Below are 20,145 nucleotides of genomic sequence, written 5' to 3' on the forward strand. Positions count from 1 at the left end.
GACGCGGGTGGGCAGCCGATTTGGGAGCTTCTCGCCGGGCACCTGGACCAGATCCTGGCCTGGATCAGGTCCTGGAACCAGTCTTAAGTAGCCGATTTCCGTGTGGGCACGCTGAGAAGGTGCCGGAACCTCGATCTACGATCTGCGGTCATGGGGAGATTTGTCACTGCATACGTTCTCGATCTCGATCGACTACACAGCGCGATCGGGTCGGGCGATGAGGAGTTGCAGCACTCGGTCGAGGCACACTGTGCCGACGAGATCGCTAGGGACCATGAGTATTTCGAGTCCTACCCACGTCCGATATTGAGCTTGACGGATGCACTACGCGCACTGTTCGCCGGCGGCCCTTTCGATACTGAATACAGCTACCGCTACAACACCGCGTACGAGCTTGTGTGCAAGGCGCTCTCGGTGTGGTCCAACAGCCACGGGCCGTACCGTTCCGACGACTGGCTCGCAGAGGTCGACGATGGTTTCCGATCGATGGGCATCTCGTCGATTGGCTTCGCCGCGTTCGAGGAGCCGTACTTGCCTTCCGGTCTGCCGTACATGGAATACGGCGGGTATGGCGAGTGGGATCACGACTCCTGTGCGGAAGCCAGCGAGTCACGGACCGCAGAAGCCATCGAGCGATACGAAGAGTTGAACGACGAGGTGCGTGAGTGGATCGCGGTCGGTCTGGATATCGCTGACGAGGCCGCATCCTGGGCTGGATACGGTGTGGCGGGATTCTTCAATATCTGATGACCTGTAGTGGCACGACCCGCGTGGTCCGAAGTGGTCGGCGCGAGCCCGCGGAAGATCCATCGGCACAGATCATCTCGGCGTGAGCAACGCACCATATTGCCGCTTCCCGCGCGGTTCGACTGTCGGCCAACTGATCTCGCGAACGCACGCTTCTGCCGATGACCGTGGCCCAAGGGGGCTAGCGAGCGTCGTCTACTGGGGTCAACAGTCCAGCTCGTACCGATACCATCGCCGGGGGTTGCCGTCCTCGTACAGCCAGAGTGTCGAGTCGCGTCCGATCTTTCCGCGAGCCCAGCCCTGGGATCGGCGGCCGTTCGGTAGGAGGAGTTCCTCCCTTGCGGTTTCGGTGATCACGCCGTCGTGGAGATGGCCTCTGCGGATCACCCAACTCATCTGCTGCTCGTGGCGGCGTTGGTCGAAGAAACCGAAAGTTGCACCGGATACCGCCAATCCGCTGCAGCTGGTGATCGAGTTCTGAACGATCGAGCGGACTTTTTCCGAGTCCATTTCCACGATTGGGAACTTGGTGTAAGGGCAGGCGAAGGTGAGGTTTCGCCCGACGTCGACTGCGTAGCAGTCGCACCAGTCGACTTGGCTTCCGGTGTCGTTGAAGGCGAACCACGGAGGACTGTCGATGGTGTCCCAGCGCGCCAGGCCGATCATGTGACCGTTCGACCAAGTGCCGTCGGGCTCGGGGAAGGCGAAGGTGGATTCGTCGAAATAGCTGATCCAGATCCGCCCGTTGGGATCGGTCAGTAGTCGCTCGATCGCATCCCCGGCGTAGAAGGCCCCCAGCTGATCCCCGGCGCTGTCGAAGGCCACGATGTTGCGGGGCAGGGTCGAGTCAGTTGGCTGCACTCGGTCGATTCGTCCAGCGCCCAGGATGACTCCGTCGCCGAGGGCATCGATCTTGCTGAACGATTGATCGAGGGCGCTCAACGATATCTGGCTGACCTCGTGGCCGTCACAGATGACGACGGTGGCGTCGTAGTGGGGCATTTGTGCCCGCGCCGAGGGGAACTGTGCGGGATCGGCAAGCAGAGCAAGTAGTCGCCCGCGGTGATCAATCGTGGAAGCGATAACTTCGAATCGTGCGTAACGCTCCGGCAGGGTCGCATGCAGAGCGAGGCGGAACTTACTGGCCATTGGCCTTTCCGGTTGTCATGAGTCGATCATCGCACGGTCTTGCCGCTGACTCCCATCCGATCGCGGAGCATCGCGCATGCCGGCATCCACAAATGCCGCGTGCAGCGCGTTCCGCGAGCGTCCACACTCATACTGATGAGCCCTTGGATCGGTGATGGCGGGTTGCGTAGGTTGGGACGATGACTGTCGACGCATACGGAGCGCGCCCGAAGGCTGCTGTCGCAGTAGAGGATCAGGACGTCGCTCTGGCCGCGATCACCAGGGTGTTCGAAAGGCTCGAAGTCGCACTCGCGGCGAAGGATGCTACTGCGTTCGACAGTGTCTTCACCGAGGACGTGGTTTTCATCAATCCGGCGGGCTCGGTTTTTCAGAGCTGGGATGAGCTGCACGCCTACCACCAGACCGCGATGCGGAACGCTGTGGACGCCGAGGCGCACTACAAGGTTCTGGCCTTGCGGCTCCTCGCCGGTGGGCACGCCCTCGTGAACGTCGAGCAGACACTGCGGACACCGGATTTCTCGGTAACAAACCGCGGCACATGGGTTTTCACGAAACGAGACGACAGCTGGTGGGTCTGCTCGGCGCACAATACGAATGTGGCGGGTAGCGCCGCCTAACTGGTGGTCGTCTCAGCTTGTCGCAGCCTGACGCCCGGTATGACCACTCCGGATTCGTAGGCAAGGACGACGAGTTGCGACCGGTCCCGTGCGTGTAGCACTTCCCGGCGCTGACTTTAGTCAGCGCGAGTGAGCGATAATGCCGCTGGGCGCGTGGTTCGAACTGGCCAGCGCGGGCCGACGGAAGCTCAACGGGCAGAGATGATCTCGGCCGCGCGAACGCACGATAGTGCCGAGGACCGCGCTTATAGAACCAGTCAGGTGCCAAGGCGGATAGCGGAGACTGTGGTGAGGCGAGGGCAACCACAGCGAAACCGACCGACCGCCCCGGTAAGGTCGACAGACGTTTCGTGAATTGGAGGTCGTCGAGTGGCCAAGGCTGAAACCAGTTGGGCGGCAAGGCTGTGGGGGTGGTACAGCTCGGACAAATGGTGGTCACTTCCGCTGTACCTGGTAGTCCTGTTCATTGGGTTCTCGGCACTGATGGGGGCCTCCGAAGCCTGGGATAACCAGCTACCGCTGCTGTTCGTGCCGCTGGCCCTCGTAGTAGCCGGTTGCGCGATTCTCGTGGTCCCGCCGGCACTGGCCGAGGCTATCGGCTACCTGGTGATAGCAGTGGTCGTGGTCAGCTCGCCGCTGGCTCTGCTTCCATGGACGCAGTCCTGGTGGCGGCGCCACGTCGGCAGCTTGCTCGACTGACCAATGCGTATGTGCACTGCACACGATCGGCTGATCACCGGATTGCTCCTCGTAGAGGCATGCACTGATCTCCGTAATGCCCGGCGGGTTGAGACCCCGGGCTCGCAGCCGACGCACTAGCCGCGACCCGCGCGTTCGAAGTGGCTGGCGCTGGTCAGCGGAAGATCAACGGGCAGAGATCCTCTCAGCGTCGGCGACTGACTCCTGCCGCGCTCAGGTGCGGGCACTTTCGAAACAGTTGCGGTAGAACCACGGCTTCGGACACCCTTGAGGGCGCTGACACGTACCGGCCTCGATCAACTCGGTACGCAATTCATTGCTGATATTCGGGTGATGTGCCACCCGCTCGCGGAACGAAAAGGTCGAATCGCCATACGTTCTGGCCTCGATCTCCGCAGCAGGGCGTAGTGCCTCGGTTGGCATGGCGGGGTTGAGGATCGCATTCCACCGAACGTTTGCGTCCCGATCAACCACTAATAGAGCCAGGGCATCCGGTGGGGTGTTCGGATTTCGCGCAGCCCACAACCGCACCGGCCGAACCAGATCGACAGCAAGCTCACGCAACCTGTCCGGCGAGGTTTCGGGGTCCCGGGTTTCCAGAACACGGCGGTACCCGCTCAACCGCTCAGCACGAGACCGCACTCCACGCTTATCCACCGGAAGTCTTTCACCTCACGAAGTAGCCGCTGGGCACGGTCCGGGTGGGCCGCCAGTCGATCTCGCGAACGTACGGACACGCCGCTGGGCGCTCGGCCTGCGGGCTCGGCCGATGCCGCGGCGAACATACACCCATGCCGATGAGCAATGAGTCGCGACGTGTCTGCACCAGCGGCGGCGTCGTTCACGGGCATCGCCGTGTGAGGCGTAACCGTCGGACGTCACTCAGACCCCGGCGATAGTGCTAGTCTCATTAGCACCATGCTTTGGTACATCGATCAGACCTCCCGAGTGTCGCTGCAAGAGCAGATCGCAGCGTGTGTCCGGCGTGCGCTTACCACTGGGGAGTTGACGGTCAACGAACAGTTGCCGCCCGCAACGGAATTGGCGGAAGCCTTGTCCGTCGACCGCAACACCGTCCTGGCCGCGTATCGGCGGCTTCGGGAGGAACGGGTAGTGGACTTCCGGCGTGGGCGCGGGGTGCGGGTCACCGGGACCGCGCCGGCTACGGCCCCGGTCGAGCGGGCCGTGCGGCAACTGATCGATGTCGCGCATGCGAATGGTTACAGCAAGGCCGAGGTGCTCGGTTTGATCGAGGAGTTGATGTAATGCCCCCCCGCGACGGTCTACACCTGCCGCGTCACCGACTGGTTCATGCTGTGGCTCACCATCTTAAATGCGGCCATATGGGTATTCATCGGCCTGCAGGCACCGCGAGGACTGCTCACCCTGTTGGGCCTCGTGCTCTGGTTCATTGCGTTGGTGAAGGCAGGGGCGGGGTCGAGTCAGCGCATCAGCGCGGGACCCACCGGCCTGACTGTGCATCTCGGTCTCTTCGGCTTTCCACGTGTCGCCCTTGCCCGGGCGAACATCGCCCACGCCGAGATCATCAATCTGCCGGGCACGCTGTTCACCGGGGCGGCGGGTGTGCACTGGACGCGGAAACGTGGATGGCTGCTGACGCCGAAGCTGGGGCCCGCACTGCGTTTACATACGGCCAAGGGGCGCCGGTTCACCGTCTCGGTGAGGGATCCGGCCGCCGCCATGTGGGCATTGGGTTTCGCCCAGTAACGCACTCATCTGCCGATTGCGTGCATTTAGGCTCGACTATTTTCGGGCTCGCTGACCGATCGCGGTAACCGCCAATTCCATCGACGCACTGCGACTCGGGCCAGACTGGCAACCGCGCCACTGATGCCGGCGCCCACTGCCCAGCCCGCTACTACATCGCTCGGCCAGTGCGCTCCGAGGTAGACCATCGCACCTCCGACAAGCACGACGAACACAGCAAGTGGAATGGCAAGACCACGCCGATACCGCGACGGCCAGGGAAAGACCAGATAGGCAGCGACCGCGACCGCCGCTGTCAGAGCAGCAACAGTCGACGGCATAGAGAATCCACCGCTAGGAACAATCGCGAGAGCCTCCGGCGGTCGAGCTCGTTGAACCAGATGCTTCAAGGCGACGGCAGTCGTCAGCGCCGCGACGACCGAAACAGCGATCGTGACCGTCTGCCACCACCAACGTTTCGCGACCACCAGAACAAGCCCAACCACCCCGACCGCACCGATCACGATGGTACTGGTCCCGAGATGCATGGCCGATCGTGCGACCGTGGTCAATGACGGTGTCCGGTGCTGGGATAGCCACTCCAGGATGTCCAGGTCCAAACTCACTGCGCACATTCTGCCTCGCACCGGCGCTTGCCACCGGACTCCGGACTCACTCGCCTGCTTAGCGCACTGTTCGAACCGGGTGCTCCACTCTCCCCGCGGGAACGGCTCCAATGGAGACTTCTGCTGCATGAAGCAGGTTTCGTGGCTGCTCTACGCTCCACAGGTGCCCAAGATCAGATTCACTAACACCTCCGAAGATGCATGACCCCAGGGCGTCTCGGGGCCGTAGCCGTGTCCGCTCATAGCTCCCTTATCGCGTGGCGCGGCGACCACGGCAGAACGTACTCTCCTGCCGATGAGCGAACACCATTGATAGTGGTTCAGCGAGGGCGTCGCGGCCGGGATCAGTGTGCGTTGCCCACCGCGATGTCGGCTTCGGTGCGGGTGACGGGGTGCCCGAGCCCACCGAACTCATGCAGGTCTCCGAATACCTCGATTCGGATGGACGCCTCGATTCCGCCGACGCGCACGGGTTCGAATCCCGCTGCGGTGATCAATGTTTCGACGATGGCACCGGACCGCTCGTCGTCGGTGGCGTAGAACCCGACCACGCGGGGGTCGTGGTGGGCGGCGGTGGTCAGTGATTCGGCGGCGAGGGTGCCGAAGGCTTTGACCAGGGCGGTGTCCTGGGGAAGCAGGGCCGCCAGGAGCTGTCCGGAGGACAGGTCGGCGGCTATGGTTTTGGTGAATCCGCCGTTGCCGTCGGGTGCGATGGGGTTGGAGGGGTCGACGACGATTTTGCCGTGTAGTCGGTCACGGTAGCGTTCGACCAGTTCGCGGGTGGTGTCGAACCAGACCGCGAAGACGATGACCTCGGCCTGGTCGATCGCGGCGTCGAGGGTGACCGCGCGTGCGTGCGAACCCAGCTCGAGGGCGAGTTTCTCAGCGTCGGCCGGTTCGTGTCCGGCGATGAGAATGTCGGTGCCCGCGGCCGTGAGAGCGGCCGCCAGGCGGCTGCCGATATTGCCGGTGCCGATGATCGCGGTGGTGGTCATGGTTGGTCACTGTCCTTCATTCGAAGTGCGCGGGATGCTTGAATCTGTTTGTGCCGCAGTCGGACTCAGAGCCCGCGTGCCGACGGATGCGGGCGGCTCGGTAGATCGCGGAACGGTCGGCCGCCAGCCGGTCGCGAGGGGCGCTCATCCCGGGTGCGAGCCGCAGCGGGTCGAAGTCGAGATCGCTGTCGGCGGTGCGCGCTTCCAGGGCCATCTGGCCTAACGGGATCAGCTGTGCGGGCTCGGCCCATACTGCGGTCGGGTCATGCACGGGGTCGTCGGCGCGCGGGAGTCGTGCGTAGAGGGTCATCCGGGCGGGCAGCCGGTCAATCAGATCGTGGCGCAGGTAGTCGGGTGCAAGCGTGGTGGCTGTCTCGACGGGTAGGGGCTCCACGGTGTTGTCGGGGTGCCATTCGAGCCGTGCCCAGGTGGTGGTGCCGGTCGGGCTGACGAGCCCGAATGCGTGCACGCTGTGATAGCGCTGCCCGACATAGCTTCTCGGCGCTCGGTCGCTGCCCAGCTCGAACGCGGCACTCGATTCTGGGTGCGCTTGCCGGAATTCGTCCATGGCCGCGGGGCATTGTGGCGCGGCGCTGACGGCGGTGAGGAATTCGAGCATGTCGGCGCCGGACCTGACGAAGAACACCGGCAGGGTGAAGGCGATCAGATCGGTTGGATCCGCAGTGGCGGGTACGAACCGGACTGCGAGTCCTTGATCGCCGCTGTCGGCGTCGTGGGTGCCGGCGCGCGTTCCGGAGAACCGTGCGATGACCGCTACCTGCTCGCCGGAGAACAGGGCGCCCCAACTGAGTTGGCGCGCTCGGGGTTCGGCCCGGAATTGGCCGATCACGGTGACGCCGCGTTGGTGCAGCATCCGCTGTCCAGGTGGGGTGGGCAGGACCGTGGAGATCTGGTCGGTCAGTTCGTCGGGTGTGAGGGTGTGCTCGTTCATCAGCGGGTGTGGTCGTCCGTCTGTTCGGTCGGGTGCGTATAGCGGAGCGGAAGCTGGGTCGGGAAAGGTCGGCTACCCTGGGGCCACCGCGTGTTCCCACGACGATGACCCTGGGGTTGGCTGTTAGGAGTGCAGTGCTGACGCACCGCGAGGTGCGGGGTGGACCATGTGCTTGATCTCCTGGAACTCGCCCAGCCCGCGCAGGCCGTTGAGCCGTCCCAGGCCGCTCTGCTTGAATCCGCCCTCTTCGAACTGATCGACCACGACCGCCCACGTGTTGGTCCAGACGGTTCCGCACTGCAATTCCCGGCCCACTCGCAGCGGGCGGTCCACGTCCCGGGTCCAGATGCTCGCGGCCAGGCCGTATTCGGTGGCGTTGGCGCGCGTGATCGCCTCTGCTTCGGTGGCGAAGACCTCGAACGTGGCGACCGGGCCGAAGACCTCGTGCTGGACGATCGGCGCGGACAGGTCGGTGACCTCGACCAGGCTGGGCCGGTAGAAGGCGTCCACGGCGTCGGGTCCGGTGTTCACCAGCCCGCCGCGCTCGACGATGGTGGCGTAGGCGGCTGCGTCGGCGACCATGCGGTCCACGCGTTCGGCGTTGGCGCGATCGATCATCGGGCCCATCTCGCTGTCCGGGGCGTCACCGGGTCCGACCTTGACCGCGGCCAGCGATTTCGCCATCCGCTCCCGCAGCTCGTCCGCGATGCCCGCTTGCGCCAGGATGCGGCTGCCGGTCATACAGAACTGTCCGGAGAAGGTGGTGATGGCCTTGGTCAGTACCGGCACCACCGCATCGAGGTCCGCGTCGTCGAATACGATCATCGGGCTCTTGCCGCCCAGTTCCAAGGACAGCGGTTTGAGTGTCGGCGCTGCGTTGGCCATGATGATCCGGCCCACCGCGGTGCTGCCGGTGTAGCTGACCACATCCACCTCGGGCGAGGAGATCAGCAGGGGCGCGCCGGCATTGCCGGATTCGGTGAACGAGTTCACCACACCCGCGGGCAGACTTTCGGTGGCGGCGATGATCTCGTGCAGCAGGCCGTTGACCAGGCCGGTCTGTCCTGGCAGTTTCATGACCACGGTGCAGCCCGCCGCCAGCGCGGGCGCGAAGGATCGGACAGCGAGCACGACCGGGGAGTTCCAGGGCGCGATCACCGCGGCCACGCCTGCGGGTTCGGTGAGGGTCATCGAGTACAGGCCCGGCTTCACCTCGGCCGCGCGCCCGGTCTCGGCCAGGGCCAGCGCCCCGTAGTAGCGCAGCTTCGGGATCGTCAGATCGACCTCGAAGCCCGCCTCCGCCAGGATCTTTCCGTTCTCGCGCGCGAGCAGAGTGACGAGTTCGTCGCGGCGTTCAGCCATCCGATCGGCCATTTCGAACAGTGCGCGGGCACGTAGTTCGCGGTCCCGCGACCAGGCGGTGGTTGCGAATGCGCGCCGTGCCGCGGCGATAGCGGTCCGGGCCTCGCTCTCACCGCCGTCGGCGAAGGTGCCCAGGGCGTCGCCGGTAGCGGGGCTGTAGGAGGTGCCCACCGTGCCGCTGTCGGTCCACAGACCGTCGATGTAGTGGCGGGCGTGCGGTTGCGGGGAAGAAGTCAACGGGATCCTTTGTGTATCAGCGGAATACGTGCGTTCAGAGCTGGGCGGCGATGTGTTCGGCGGCCATGATCGCGGTGGGATTGGTGGCCGCGCAGACCGCGTCGGGGAAGATCGAGGCGTCCACCACGCGCAGCCCGGACACCCCGCGCACCGCGCCGAGCCGGTCCACGACCGCGGCCGGATCGTCATCGGCGCCCATCGGCACGGTCGAGGTCGGATGGTGATAGGTGTCCAGCGTCGCGCGCACCGAGGCTTCGATGTCGGCCGGAACGTCTGTGCCCGGGGCCATCTCGTGGTCGATGAGACCGGCCAGCGGCGCGGTACGGCCGATGCGGCGGCTCAGCGTGACACCCTCGAGTAGCCGCCGCCGGTCCTCGGGATCGGCCAGAAACGCCAGGTCGATGCGCGGAGCGACGCGGGGATCACGATCGGCCAGGGTGAGCGAGCCGCACGAGCGCGGCCGGGTCAGCGCGACCGCGAGGACGAAGGCCGCGCCGGTCGGGCTCAGAGTCTGGTCGATGAGGTGGGTGGCGGTGATGTGCAGGTCCAGCTCGCCGGCGGCGGCGTCGGAGCTCGCTGTCCAGACCTTGGCCCCGATCACCGGTTCGCCCGATCCGATCAGTTCGGGGTCGGCGGCGTAGGCGTTGTAGTAGAAGGGGTGGTCGTAGAGGCTGCGCCCCACCGGTAGATCCGCGATGACGGGAATCCCCAACTGCTGCAAATCATCTGCCGGTCCCACGCCGGAGCGCAGCAGGATCGCGGCGCTGCCGTAGGTGCCCGCGCACAGGATGACCTCGCCGGCGGTGATCGTTTCTCCGTCCGCGGTCAGCACGCCGACCGCGCGATCGCCGTTCTCGCTGAACAGGACACGGTCGACCAGGACGTCACCGCGCACGGTGAGGTTGGCTTCGCGGACTTCGTCGGCGAGGTAGGCCATGCCTGTGTTGACCCGGACACCGTCGACCACGTTCATCGGATACGGTGCGACGCCGTGCGGTCGGGGTCCGTTGAAGTCCTCGGTCGCCGGGATCCCGCTGGCGAGCGCGGCATCGACGAAGGCGCGCTGCATGGGGCTGAGCTCGTCGCGGGTGAGCTGGTGCACGGGCATCGGGCCATTGCGGCCGTGCCAGTCCTGGTCGCCGCCGGTGGCCGTCTCGAGCTTGCGGTAGGTGTCGAGTACCTCTTCGAAGGACCAGCCTGTGAGGCCTCGGTCGCTCCAGCGGTCGAAGTCGGCGGGCAGGGCGCGCACGAACACCGCGCCGTTGACAGCGGAACTACCACCCAGGACCTTGCCGCGGTATGCGGCGATCGGATGGCCGACATAGCCGGGTTCGGAGGTGTAGCCCCAGTCGTGGCCGGTGTAGCCACCCAGGGTGCTGCTGGAGGCGACGGCGGGGGGATAGCCGGCGGCGGGATAGGCCGGACCGGCCTCCAGCAGAAGTACTTCACGGTCGGGGCGCTCGCTGAGTCGAGCGGCCAGGACCGCGCCGGCTGAGCCACCACCGACGATGACGACGTCGGCGTGAGTGTCAGGCATGGATCATTCCTTGCTCTGGATGAGGTGGGCGTGGGTCAGCGCGTTCTGGCGGCGGCCTGGTCGATGACCGTGACGACCACGTCCGGATGGGACACGGCGATGGCGTGGCTGCCCGCGTGCTCGGTGACGGTGCCGTTGAGGCGCTTGGCCATCTCGCGCTGGCCGGTAGGCGGGATCATCCGGTCCTCGGTAGCGACCAGGTACCACGACGGCAGTGCCCGCCACGCGGGGATGTCGGTCTTCTCGGCGAACGAGGCGACCGAGATCGGGCGCTGTCCCGCGGCCATGACCGCCGCCTGGACAGCGGGCACATCCTGAGCGAAGTACTCGCCGAACTTGTCGGTGGCGATGGTCAGCTCGGGCACGGCTTCACCGTCGACCTGGTGCGGGACGGTGATCTTGGTCGCCGGTCCGCCGTAGCGGCCGTCGAGTTCGCCGAGCGATTCGCCCTGGTCCGGAGCGAACGCCGCCACGTACACCAGACCCGCGGCCTTGGGGGATCCGGCCGCGGCGTTGGTGATGACCGCGCCACCGTAGGAGTGGCCGACCAGGATCGTCTTGCCGGGCAGGCTGTCCAGGATGCCGCGGATGTAGGCGCTGTCGGACTTGAGCCCGCGCAGCGGCACGGCCGCGGTGGTGACTCGGTAGCCCTTGGCCTGCAGCTGTTCGGCTACCCCGCCCCAGCTCGATCCGTCAGCGAACGCGCCGTGGACCAGTAGCACGCCGGGCTTGTTCGGGTCGGGCTGAGGGACCGTCGTGGCGGTCTGGGTCTGCGCGGCGGAGGTATCGCCGCCGGAGGAGCAGGCCGCGGCGGCCAGGGCTACCGTCAGGGCGCCCATCAGGAGCATAGTGCGGCCGGATCGGCGGAAGCTGGTTGTCTTACCCATGAGTGGTGTCTCTTTCTGTTTCAGGGGACGAGGACGGCTTTGACGGTGGTGCCGGCTGCGACGTCGGCGATCGCGGCGTCGATCTTTTCCAGGGGGTAGGTGCGCACGAGCCGGTCCAGGGGGAACCGGCCTGCCCGGTGCAGGGCGAGCAAGCGCGGGATGAGCACGCCGGGTGCCTGATGACCCATCACCGATCCGGCGACGGTGCGGCCTTTGAGCAGTTCGAAGACATTGGCCCGCAAGGCCGCGTCCGGGGCGGTGACGCCGAGGATGGCGGCCGCGCCGCATGGGGCCAGCGCCTGCACGGCGGTGTCCATGACGGCCAGTACGCCGGTGGACTCCACCGCGTAGTCCACGCCACGGCCACCGGTGAGATCGCGGACGGCCTCATCGGCATCGACCTGGCTCGCATCGACAGTGTGAGTGGCACCGAGTTCGCTTGCGAGGGCGAGTCTTTCGGGATTGCGATCGACGACGATGATGTCGGTGGCTCCGGCGGCGACGGCCGCCATGAGCGCGCTCAACCCGACCGCTCCCGCACCGAATACTGCGAGGGTGCCACCCGCCTGAACCCGCAGCGAGTTCAGTACCGCTCCGGCGCCGGTGATTACACCGCACCCCATCGGGGCGAGCAGCTCCAGCGGCAGGTTGTCGTCGATCTTGACCGCAGCGCGTGGATGCACCAAACCGTAAGTGGCATGCGAGGACTGGCCGAAGAAGTGGTCGTGGACCGGTAGTCCGGCACCGTCGCGCAGGCCGACCGAGCCGTCGGCGCGGGCGGCGTGGAAGTTGAGCGCCAGATGGTGCACGCAGTAGGCGGGCTGCCCGGCCAGGCAGTTGCGGCACGAACCGCAGGAATCCAGGCTCAGCAGTACACGATCGCCGGGGGTGAAACCCGAGACCGTGGACCCGACCGCGACGACCTCCCCGGCGCCCTCGTGTCCGAGCACGGCCGGGTGAGGTGTCGGGACGGTGCCGCGCGCGGCTTCCAGGTCGGTGTGGCACAGTCCTGAGGCCAGGTAGCGCACCAGCATTTCGTCGGGGCGGGGTTCTTCGAGAACGAGTTGCTCTATGCGGAATTCGCCGTTGCCGCGTGCGACCGCGGCGGTGATCGGGGTGCTCATTGCACGCTCCGACCCAGGATGAGATCGGCGGCCTTCTCGCCGATCATGATGGCGGGGCCGTTGGTGTTGCCGCTGGGCAGGCTCGGCATCACCGAGGCGTCCGCCACCCGCAGCCCCGCTATGCCGTGTACCCGCAGCTGGGGGTCGACGACCGAGGCGGCGTCTAATCCCATACGGGCGGTGCCGATTTGATGGTGACCACTGACGACCGTGGCGCGGGCGTGCTCGCGTAGCTGTTCGCGATCGCGGACCTTGTCACCGGGAACCGCTTCGCTGTCGATCCACTCGCGGAGCGCATCCTGGGCGGCGATGTCGCGCAACAATTCCAGATTGTCGACCAGCGTTTCCATATCACGCGGGTCGGAGAACACTCGCGGGTCATACAGTGGGGCCACGGTGGGATCGTCTGAGCGCAAACGCATTTCACCGCGACTGAAAGGATGCAGCAGCTGAGCCACAGCGGAGAAACCGTGCTCGGGCAGCTCTCGGTCGGGCAGCGGATACACCCACGACAGGAACAGCGGTTGTATGTCAGGGGCGATAAGACCCGGCCGCGTCGCGGCGAACAGGTGCGCTTCCAAACCTTGCGCGGCCCACGCCGGTGTCGGCTGCTTGGCGCGCCAGATCAACGGGCTCGACCAGTGATCCTGCAGGTTCTGGCCCACGCCGGGCAAATCCGCGCGCACGCGCAGACCGAACGAGCGCAACTGCTCGGCCGGCCCTATCCCCGAGAGCATCAACAAGTGCGGGGAACCGAACACGCCCGCCGAGAGCACGATCTCGGCGTCGGCGTACGCGGTCTGCACGTGGCCGTCCAGCAGGAATTCGACACCGACCGCACGGTCGCGGTCGAACAGCACCCGCGTGGTCTGTGCGCCGGTGCACACGGTCAGGTTCGGATTATCGGCGACCGGTCGCCCGTATCCGACCCAGCTGCTCTGGCGCTGGTGGTCGCGGATGGTGTGCTGGGTGTAGCTGACTCCGAGGATGTCGCCGCTGTTGTAATCCTCGTTGAAGGGCAATCCCAGCTGGGTCGCCGCGGTGACCCACGCGCGCACCAGCGGGTCGGGGCCCGGGTTGCGTTGTACGTGCAACGGGCCACCGACGCCGCGACCGCCGGCGGAACCGCCGTCGAAGTCCTCGAGGCGGCGGAAGTACGGCTCCACGCCACGCCAATCCCACCCTGCCGCACCGTGATAGGCCCACGCGTCGTAGTCAGCGGGAACACCGCGGACATAGATCATTCCGTTGAACGCGCTGGAGCCGCCGAGGGTCTTGCCGCGCGGCCAGGGCAGGCGACGCCCGTCGGCATAGGTCTGCGGTTCGGTCGCGTAGGCCCAGTCGACGTCGCTGCCCCACAGCTCGACCGAACGGACCGGATCGTGGATCGCCGGATTCGTATCGGCCGGGCCCGCCTCGAGCAGCAGCACCCGCTGTCCCGCGTCCACGAGCCGCCGCGCCAGCGCCGCACCCGCCGAGCCCGCGCCCACGATGATGTAGTCGTGCTTCACAGCACCCTTTCAGCCGTTCGTACCTGCTCTGATCGGCACTTGAATGCGCCGAGAGGAACAGTGAGCCGGGGGTCTGAAAGGCCACTGTGTGATTTCACAACGCGCAGGACAGAGCCGGTTTTTCGCGTGGTCGCGGCGGGGTGCCGATCTCGCGGAGCCGTGGGGTGCGGAGAATCTGCCAAACCCAGTTCAGCGGGCACCGAGGTGTGTCACCCACTCGCGGGGGCAATCGCTTCTCGCACGGCCCAGGCGGTAGATTGTCCACAAAAATAGCGAGCGACCTGTCGATATGTCGCTCACCCGGTTCCTACGCCGCCCAAGGAACCGGTGGCGTGAGCGACCGATCCCCGGCGGTGACCGAGTGTTTGCGTGCTCGGATCCGATACGGAAGGAACGTGGAGCAGCAGATGGGGCGGGAGGCTGGACTCCAGCTGATCATGCTCGATGGTGTCGAGGTGCGGCTGAACGGCGAAGCCGCACGGCTCGGTCCACCCCAGCGACGCGGCGTCCTCGCGGTGCTGGCAATGCGGCGCCGGCAGTGGGTACCGGCATCAGCGTTGCTGGCCGCGCTCTATGACGACGAACAACCCAGCAGCGGCAACGCTGTCATCCAAACCCATATCTCGGCTCTGCGCCGAGCGATCGAACCCGACAGGGCTCCCCGGGCACCGGCCACGACCCTGTTGTCCGGGCACGGCGGCTACCAACTACGCATCGACGACGATCAGATCGATGTCGGCGAGGTCGACCAGCTCGTCGCCGACGCCGCACACGCGCGCCGATCGGGCCACCTCGAACAGGCCAGCGAACTCTACGGTCGCGCGCTGAGGTTGTACTCCGGTGAACCGCTGGCGGCGATACCCGGACCGTGGGCCGCCCAGCAACGCACCGTGCTGGTCGAGCGTCGGCTCGCGATCCTCGAAGACAGCCTCGAGCTCACCGTGCTTCTCGGTCACGCCGATCGAGCGATCGACGCCTTACGGACTCTCACGCGGGAGAATCCGTTGCGCGAACGCATGCACGGTGTACTCATGCGGGCCCTGGCCGATCGCGGGCGGCGTTCGGAGGCATTGGCCGTATACCGCGACGCACGCCGACACCTGATCGACCAACTCGGCGTCGAACCCGGCAACGAACTCACCGACCTGCACGAACGCATTCTCAGCGGCTGGGAAAGCGAACGGCCCGCACCGAGCCAACCCACTACGCCCGCTCCTCCCACCGTCGATGCCGTCGGCTCATCGACGCCGGTCCCGTCCACCGTCCTGCGCGATCGTGATCGTGAGCTCGCAACGATCAGCGAATGCGAACGCCGCGCTGCCGCAGGGGCGGGCGGCACGTTGATCGTGACCGGGCGACCCGGATTCGGTAAAACGCTTCTGCTGGACGAGGTGTCGCGTCGCTATCGGTCCGCGCTCCGTGTCGACCTGACCTCCGGTCACGACGACCTGGTGCTCGAGCTGCTGGCCGTATTGCACGCCTCGCAGCCCCAGCTCGACATCGACGACGACAGGTCGCGAGCGACCGCGCTGCGGACCGCGTTGACCGGAACCCCGGAAAACGAACCGCCGCTGCTGGTGGTCATCGACAACGCGGACCGGATGGACGACCGCTCGGCCCAAACCCTGGTCGAGGTCGCGCCCACCCTGCGCCGAGCGCGGACACTGATGATCGTGGGGTTGGACGGACGCTTCTGGGATCCGCGCGTGGCCGCGTTACACGGTCGCCTCGCCCCCCTGGCCAGCGACGTGCTAGCCCTGCAACCGTTGAGCCAGGACACCGTTGCGGCCGTGTTCGAACAACGCACCGGCATCGCGGCTCCGCCCGGTCTGGCCCGACAAATCCAGGACGCGGCCGGGCACGTGCCGCTGGGCATCGACGCGTTGATCGCGGACCTGGCCGAGCGGACTGACCCCACCATCCTGCCGGACCGCCTGCTCTCGGGCCGATACACGCGCGCGATCCTGCAACTGCTCGAATCGTTCTCCGATCGAGGCGCGACCATGATGCGGGCGCTTTCGGTGCTGCAACAGTTCGAACCGAGCCTGACGACCCTTGCCGCGGCCTGCGATCAACCGCCCGGTGAAGTGCTGCATCGCTGCGAACTGCTCGCCGAAGCCGGCATCCTCGCCTCGGCCCAGCCCCCGCGCACGCATCGTCTCATCGCCACGACCATCGAATGGCTCAGCGACCGCGAGGAATCGGCGCAATTCTGCACGGCCGCAGCCGAACACGAACGAAGCCTCGGCCACTCCGCACGTCAGGTCGCCCGCTACCTGCGGGAGCTGTGCGGCTCTCGATACGCGCGCTGGACCACGGTGCTGGTCGACGCCGCCGAAGAATGCCTGCGCGGGTTCCTGCTCGTGGAGGCCGTGCGGTGGATCGAGCTGGCTTTGCGGATCTGCGGACCCGAACAACGCGACGATCTGCTCGTCGAGCTCGGTCAGCTCGAATTGTGGACCAACCCCGCTGCAGCCAGAGCCCACCTCGATGAGGCGCTGCGCAATCAACGCGCCCGAGCAGTCGCACCGACCGCGGCCATACCCCTGGCCTGGACAATGGCCATCCGCAACGACTCCGCCGCGATGCCGATGGTCCACACCGTGGTCGCGGAGCTCGGTGAGCGAGACGTCCGCAGCGCTGACACCATTCGCGCATCAATGTGGATGATCGCCGCGCTCACAGCCCCCAGCTGGCATGCTCTGATCGATAACCTGCGAGCCCAACCCCACCCGGACCGCATTTCCGCCGCCATCCTCACCTGGGCAGACGCGTTCAGTCTCCGGGTCGACGCAGACACTGCCCTCGATCAGCTCGCCGCCAACACCGCAGCCGGAGAAGCGCTTCCACGGCAATTGATCGGGTTGCAGGCGCATCTGCACATGTGGAGCGGTGACCTGAACGCCGCGCTGGCACTGACAGAGCAACGTGCCGACCAGCATTTCGGCGCCATCGACACCTACCGTGCGGTGCTGCGCTCGGAGATCAAACTGCGCCAGGGCGCCTACCAGTACGTGCTCACCCATCTGGGGCCGGCGCTCGGTGACATCGACGACAAGTTCATCGCACCACCCGCCGCGCTGGTCAACCAATACGCCCACGCCCTGATCGGGCTGGGCCGCTATACCGAAGCCGAACGCTGGCTCGACAAACGGACCGCCAACGCCAACGCCGCGACCTGGGAATGGACTGTCGCGATCCATATCCGTGGCCTGCTCGCCGCCGCCCGTGGACAGTCCAGAGACGCGATCGGGCACTTCCTCGAATGCGGGCGACGAGTCGCCGCGGTCGGTATCACCAATCCGGCTCACATCGCATGGCGCAGTGCCACGGCGATAGAGATGGTTCGCCTCGGAGACCTGCAACGCGCCAGAGAACTCGCCGATGAGGAAGCGGCACTGGCGTTGCGGTGGAACACCCCCGCCACCATCGGGCGCGCATTGCGCGCGCAAGCATTGACCGCGGCCGAGGGACCATCAGCAGACCTGCTACACCAAGCCGTCACAGTGCTACGCACCCAAACCAGCCCGGTCGAGCTCATCCCCGCACTGATCGATCTCGCTCGGCTGCATCACGACGCTGGTGAGTACGAGGACTCGGCACGGCTACTCGACGAAGCGCGCGCGCTGGCAGCGCCGATCGGTGCCGCGCATCACCTGAGCGACATCGACGCTCTCGTCGCCGACACGACCCGATAACCCGGCGACTGCGGCGCCGCTGCCCGTTGAGAAGGCATTGAGGAGATCTTCAGTCGCTTGAACCATCGTGTGCGACATGCACTCACCGCAGAATCCGCCCTCGAACACGGCCGTGAAGGTCGCGGTTGTCTACTACTCGGCCACGGGCAGCGTGCGCGCGCTCGCGGCCGCCGCGGCCGAAGCCGCCGAAGCCGACGGGGCACAGGTGCGATTGCGCAAAGTGCAGGAACTCGCGCCCGCGCACGCCATCGCGTCGAACCAGCAATGGTCCGACCACCACGCAGCCACCGCCCACATCAATGAAGCGACCGTCGATGACCTCGACTGGGCAGATGTCATCCTGCTGGGCAGCCCGACCCGATTCGGGTTGCCTGCCGCCCAGCTCAAACAGTTCCTCGACCTCACCGGCGGACTCTGGGCGCGCGGCGGTCTGATCGACAAGGTGTGCTCGGCGTTCACCTCGACCGGCACTGTCCACGGCGGACAGGAATCCACAATCCTGGCCATCGCGAACACCTTCTACCACTGGGGAGCGATCATCGTCCCGCCCGGCTACGCCGACTCGGCCCAGTACACGATCGGAAACCCATACGGCACAAGCCATGTCTCCGACAACGGGCGCGTCCCACCCGGTGACGCCGAACTCGCTGCTATCGCCTTTCAAACCCGACGAGCTATCCGAATCGCCCGATCCCTGCACCGAACTACTTCGACCGACCACTAGCGGGTCGCCCCGCTAGTGGTCGGTCGAAATTCCCTCTCCCCGAAACCGCGACGACGCGTTGTGACGCCGTTGCGAAGACGTTCAGCGCGACCGGCCAGACTGGCCGCCACCCACATTCAGTGACACCGGATCAGGAGCGCCGTGACCATCCATGCCGACCGCACCGTCCTCACCACGCATGGGGACGTGGCTCTGATCGCCGCGCGCACGGTAGAGCCTGGACACGAAGCGGCCTTCCAGCAATGGGTGCACGAGATCCTGAACGCGGCCGCGACTATTCCCGGCAACCTCGGCGGCGGCCTGTTCCACCCAGCCGCCGAGAGCGACCCATGGATCATCGTCCACCGCTTCCGAAACCGCGAAGCGATGGATCACTGGCTCACCTCGCCGCAACGCGCCGCGCTGTTCACCAACCAACCGCAATACCACCACCACGAGGTCGCCCGTCGCGAACTCGACGGCCTCGAAGCCTGGTTCACCGACCCGAACCGCACCGCGCTCCCGCCACCGCGCTGGAAGATGGCGGCAAGCTCGGCCATCGGGATCTTCCCGATCTCCCTGCTGGGCAGTCTCTATCTCACGCCCCTGCTCACAGCACTGCCACAAATCGTACGCACCGCGATCTTCGCCGCGCTGTTCAGCGTCTTGATGACCTACGTGGCAATGCCCGCCGTCACCCGCGTCCTGCGGCGCTGGCTCACTCCCGACGCTGCGCAACTCGGCTAGCCGAACCAGTAGACCTCGGCCGATGTGATCTTCTGCGGCCTACACGAATTCAGCGCGCACGGCCACGCCGTAGACACGCGAGAAAGCCCTCACTGTTCCGTGAGACCGGCCGCGACCCCCGCGGCCACGCACCCTGCCAAACCCCACCTTCGACCTGAAAGCACGGACATGGCTGAACTACCCTCCCTCACCACCGCTGACCGGTTCGAGATCTTCGAACAGCTCACCCTCCACCAGCGCTGCATCGACAACGACGCCAGCCGCGAATCGGTCGACAAGTACGTCGACCTGTACTGGCCCGAGGCCACCTTCACCGTCCACGACCTGCGCACCCAAACCTTCACCGGACCCGAAGGACTCAAGGACCTCTACGACTACGCCCACAGCGTCTTCCCACTGCACAAGTGGTTCCATGAGGTCGGCTGGTTTGAGATCACCGGCGCCGGAGATACCGCCACCGTCTCGTGGCGCTGGCGCGTCAACTGGAAAGAAGACGGCGAGGGCGTGGTGTCCAGCGGTACCTATCGGGACCGCTTCGAACGACGTGCCGGGGTGTGGAAAGTGATCGAGCGCATCTCGGACATCGACCCCAACTGGCCTGCGGCACTCTTCCAGCCCTACGTCGACCGCCAGGACGAATTGTTCAAGGCCTCCTGATGTAGCGATGAGCTCGAGAAGCCGGCAACGACAGCGCTTCTCAGGCCCTGCGTGTCCGGCGCCCCCGCAGGGTGCCGGACACGAATCAATCCGCTTGTCGACAGAGCCCAGGGTTGTGCAACGGTAGCCGCAGCAACGAGTTTGTCCCCTACCGGCCGCTTTTCAACGGTCCACTAACCACAGCGCGGTT

Annotated in this window: 19 protein-coding genes; 9 read left to right on the plus strand and 10 right to left on the minus strand. The window is 66.1% G+C overall.

The window, feature by feature from the left end; genetic code table 11:
* Window positions 1-150 precede the first annotated feature (150 nt).
* Window positions 151-747, plus strand: coding sequence for a hypothetical protein (locus AB0M14_RS29625; protein ID WP_365000550.1), 597 nt, complete (start codon window positions 151-153; stop codon window positions 745-747).
* 204 nt (window positions 748-951) lie between these two features.
* On the opposite strand, the gene AB0M14_RS29630 is transcribed toward AB0M14_RS29625, so the two are convergent.
* Window positions 952-1,749, minus strand: coding sequence for a hypothetical protein (locus AB0M14_RS29630; protein ID WP_365000552.1), 798 nt, complete (start codon window positions 1,747-1,749; stop codon window positions 952-954).
* Window positions 1,750-2,075: 326 nt separating this feature from the next.
* Here AB0M14_RS29630 and AB0M14_RS29635 point away from each other — a divergent pair, with 326 nt between their 5' ends.
* On the plus strand, window positions 2,076-2,513 hold the full coding sequence (locus AB0M14_RS29635; RefSeq protein WP_365000553.1) for an SgcJ/EcaC family oxidoreductase: 438 nt from the start codon (window positions 2,076-2,078) through the stop codon (window positions 2,511-2,513).
* Window positions 2,514-2,882: 369 nt separating this feature from the next.
* Window positions 2,883-3,212: a hypothetical protein gene (locus tag AB0M14_RS29640; protein WP_365000555.1), complete on the plus strand. Its 330-nt coding sequence runs from the start codon at window positions 2,883-2,885 to the stop codon at window positions 3,210-3,212.
* 213 nt (window positions 3,213-3,425) lie between these two features.
* Here AB0M14_RS29640 and AB0M14_RS29645 read toward each other — a convergent pair whose 3' ends face one another.
* Window positions 3,426-3,869 (minus strand): hypothetical protein, encoded by a 444-nt coding sequence (locus AB0M14_RS29645; protein ID WP_365000557.1) that lies wholly within the window; start codon window positions 3,867-3,869, stop codon window positions 3,426-3,428.
* Window positions 3,870-4,130: 261 nt separating this feature from the next.
* On the opposite strand from AB0M14_RS29645, the gene AB0M14_RS29650 reads away from it, so the two are divergent.
* Window positions 4,131-4,478, plus strand: coding sequence for a GntR family transcriptional regulator (locus AB0M14_RS29650; protein ID WP_365000559.1), 348 nt, complete (start codon window positions 4,131-4,133; stop codon window positions 4,476-4,478).
* A gap of 45 nt (window positions 4,479-4,523) precedes the next feature.
* Complete coding sequence (locus AB0M14_RS29655; protein WP_365000561.1) at window positions 4,524-4,940, plus strand: hypothetical protein; 417 nt, start codon at window positions 4,524-4,526, stop codon at window positions 4,938-4,940.
* Window positions 4,941-4,966: 26 nt separating this feature from the next.
* On the opposite strand, the gene AB0M14_RS29660 is transcribed toward AB0M14_RS29655, so the two are convergent.
* The 8 genes from AB0M14_RS29660 to AB0M14_RS29695 all read right to left on the minus strand — a co-directional run bounded on the left by AB0M14_RS29660 (window position 4,967) and on the right by AB0M14_RS29695 (window position 14,150).
* Complete coding sequence (locus AB0M14_RS29660) at window positions 4,967-5,545, minus strand: phosphatase PAP2 family protein (RefSeq protein ID WP_365000563.1); 579 nt, start codon at window positions 5,543-5,545, stop codon at window positions 4,967-4,969.
* Window positions 5,546-5,889: 344 nt separating this feature from the next.
* Window positions 5,890-6,540, minus strand: a complete 651-nt coding sequence (locus tag AB0M14_RS29665) for an NAD(P)-binding domain-containing protein (protein ID WP_365000565.1) — start codon at window positions 6,538-6,540, stop codon at window positions 5,890-5,892.
* Between the two features lie 16 nt (window positions 6,541-6,556).
* On the minus strand, window positions 6,557-7,492 hold the full coding sequence (locus tag AB0M14_RS29670) for a catalase (protein WP_365000567.1): 936 nt from the start codon (window positions 7,490-7,492) through the stop codon (window positions 6,557-6,559).
* A gap of 123 nt (window positions 7,493-7,615) precedes the next feature.
* Window positions 7,616-9,091, minus strand: a complete 1,476-nt coding sequence (locus AB0M14_RS29675; RefSeq protein WP_365000569.1) for an aldehyde dehydrogenase family protein — start codon at window positions 9,089-9,091, stop codon at window positions 7,616-7,618.
* A 34-nt stretch (window positions 9,092-9,125) separates the two neighbouring features.
* Complete coding sequence (locus tag AB0M14_RS29680) at window positions 9,126-10,628, minus strand: FAD-dependent oxidoreductase (protein WP_365000571.1); 1,503 nt, start codon at window positions 10,626-10,628, stop codon at window positions 9,126-9,128.
* 35 nt (window positions 10,629-10,663) lie between these two features.
* Window positions 10,664-11,467, minus strand: a complete 804-nt coding sequence (locus AB0M14_RS29685; protein WP_365000574.1) for an alpha/beta hydrolase — start codon at window positions 11,465-11,467, stop codon at window positions 10,664-10,666.
* A 68-nt stretch (window positions 11,468-11,535) separates the two neighbouring features.
* Window positions 11,536-12,639, minus strand: a complete 1,104-nt coding sequence (locus AB0M14_RS29690; RefSeq protein ID WP_365000577.1) for an NAD(P)-dependent alcohol dehydrogenase — start codon at window positions 12,637-12,639, stop codon at window positions 11,536-11,538.
* Window positions 12,636-14,150 carry a GMC family oxidoreductase N-terminal domain-containing protein gene (locus tag AB0M14_RS29695; RefSeq protein ID WP_365000580.1) on the minus strand — a complete coding sequence of 505 codons (1,515 nt, stop codon included), beginning with the start codon at window positions 14,148-14,150 and terminating at the stop codon, window positions 12,636-12,638. The genes AB0M14_RS29690 and AB0M14_RS29695 overlap by 4 nt, the downstream gene beginning before the upstream one ends.
* 395 nt (window positions 14,151-14,545) lie before the next feature.
* Between AB0M14_RS29695 and AB0M14_RS29700 the strand changes: the two genes are divergently transcribed.
* The 4 genes from AB0M14_RS29700 to AB0M14_RS29715 all read left to right on the plus strand — a co-directional run bounded on the left by AB0M14_RS29700 (window position 14,546) and on the right by AB0M14_RS29715 (window position 19,955).
* Complete coding sequence (locus tag AB0M14_RS29700; RefSeq protein ID WP_365000583.1) at window positions 14,546-17,848, plus strand: BTAD domain-containing putative transcriptional regulator; 3,303 nt, start codon at window positions 14,546-14,548, stop codon at window positions 17,846-17,848.
* A gap of 76 nt (window positions 17,849-17,924) precedes the next feature.
* A complete protein-coding gene (wrbA, locus tag AB0M14_RS29705; RefSeq protein ID WP_365000586.1) occupies window positions 17,925-18,572 on the plus strand; it encodes an NAD(P)H:quinone oxidoreductase in 648 nt (215 codons plus the stop codon).
* Window positions 18,573-18,713: 141 nt separating this feature from the next.
* Window positions 18,714-19,298 carry an antibiotic biosynthesis monooxygenase gene (locus AB0M14_RS29710; RefSeq protein WP_365000589.1) on the plus strand — a complete coding sequence of 195 codons (585 nt, stop codon included), beginning with the start codon at window positions 18,714-18,716 and terminating at the stop codon, window positions 19,296-19,298.
* 168 nt (window positions 19,299-19,466) lie between these two features.
* Window positions 19,467-19,955: a nuclear transport factor 2 family protein gene (locus AB0M14_RS29715; RefSeq protein WP_365000592.1), complete on the plus strand. Its 489-nt coding sequence runs from the start codon at window positions 19,467-19,469 to the stop codon at window positions 19,953-19,955.
* Window positions 19,956-20,145: the final 190 nt, after the last annotated feature.

The sequence above is a fragment of the Nocardia sp. NPDC051832 genome (assembly GCF_040681285.1).
In the GTDB taxonomy this organism is placed as follows: domain Bacteria; phylum Actinomycetota; class Actinomycetes; order Mycobacteriales; family Mycobacteriaceae; genus Nocardia.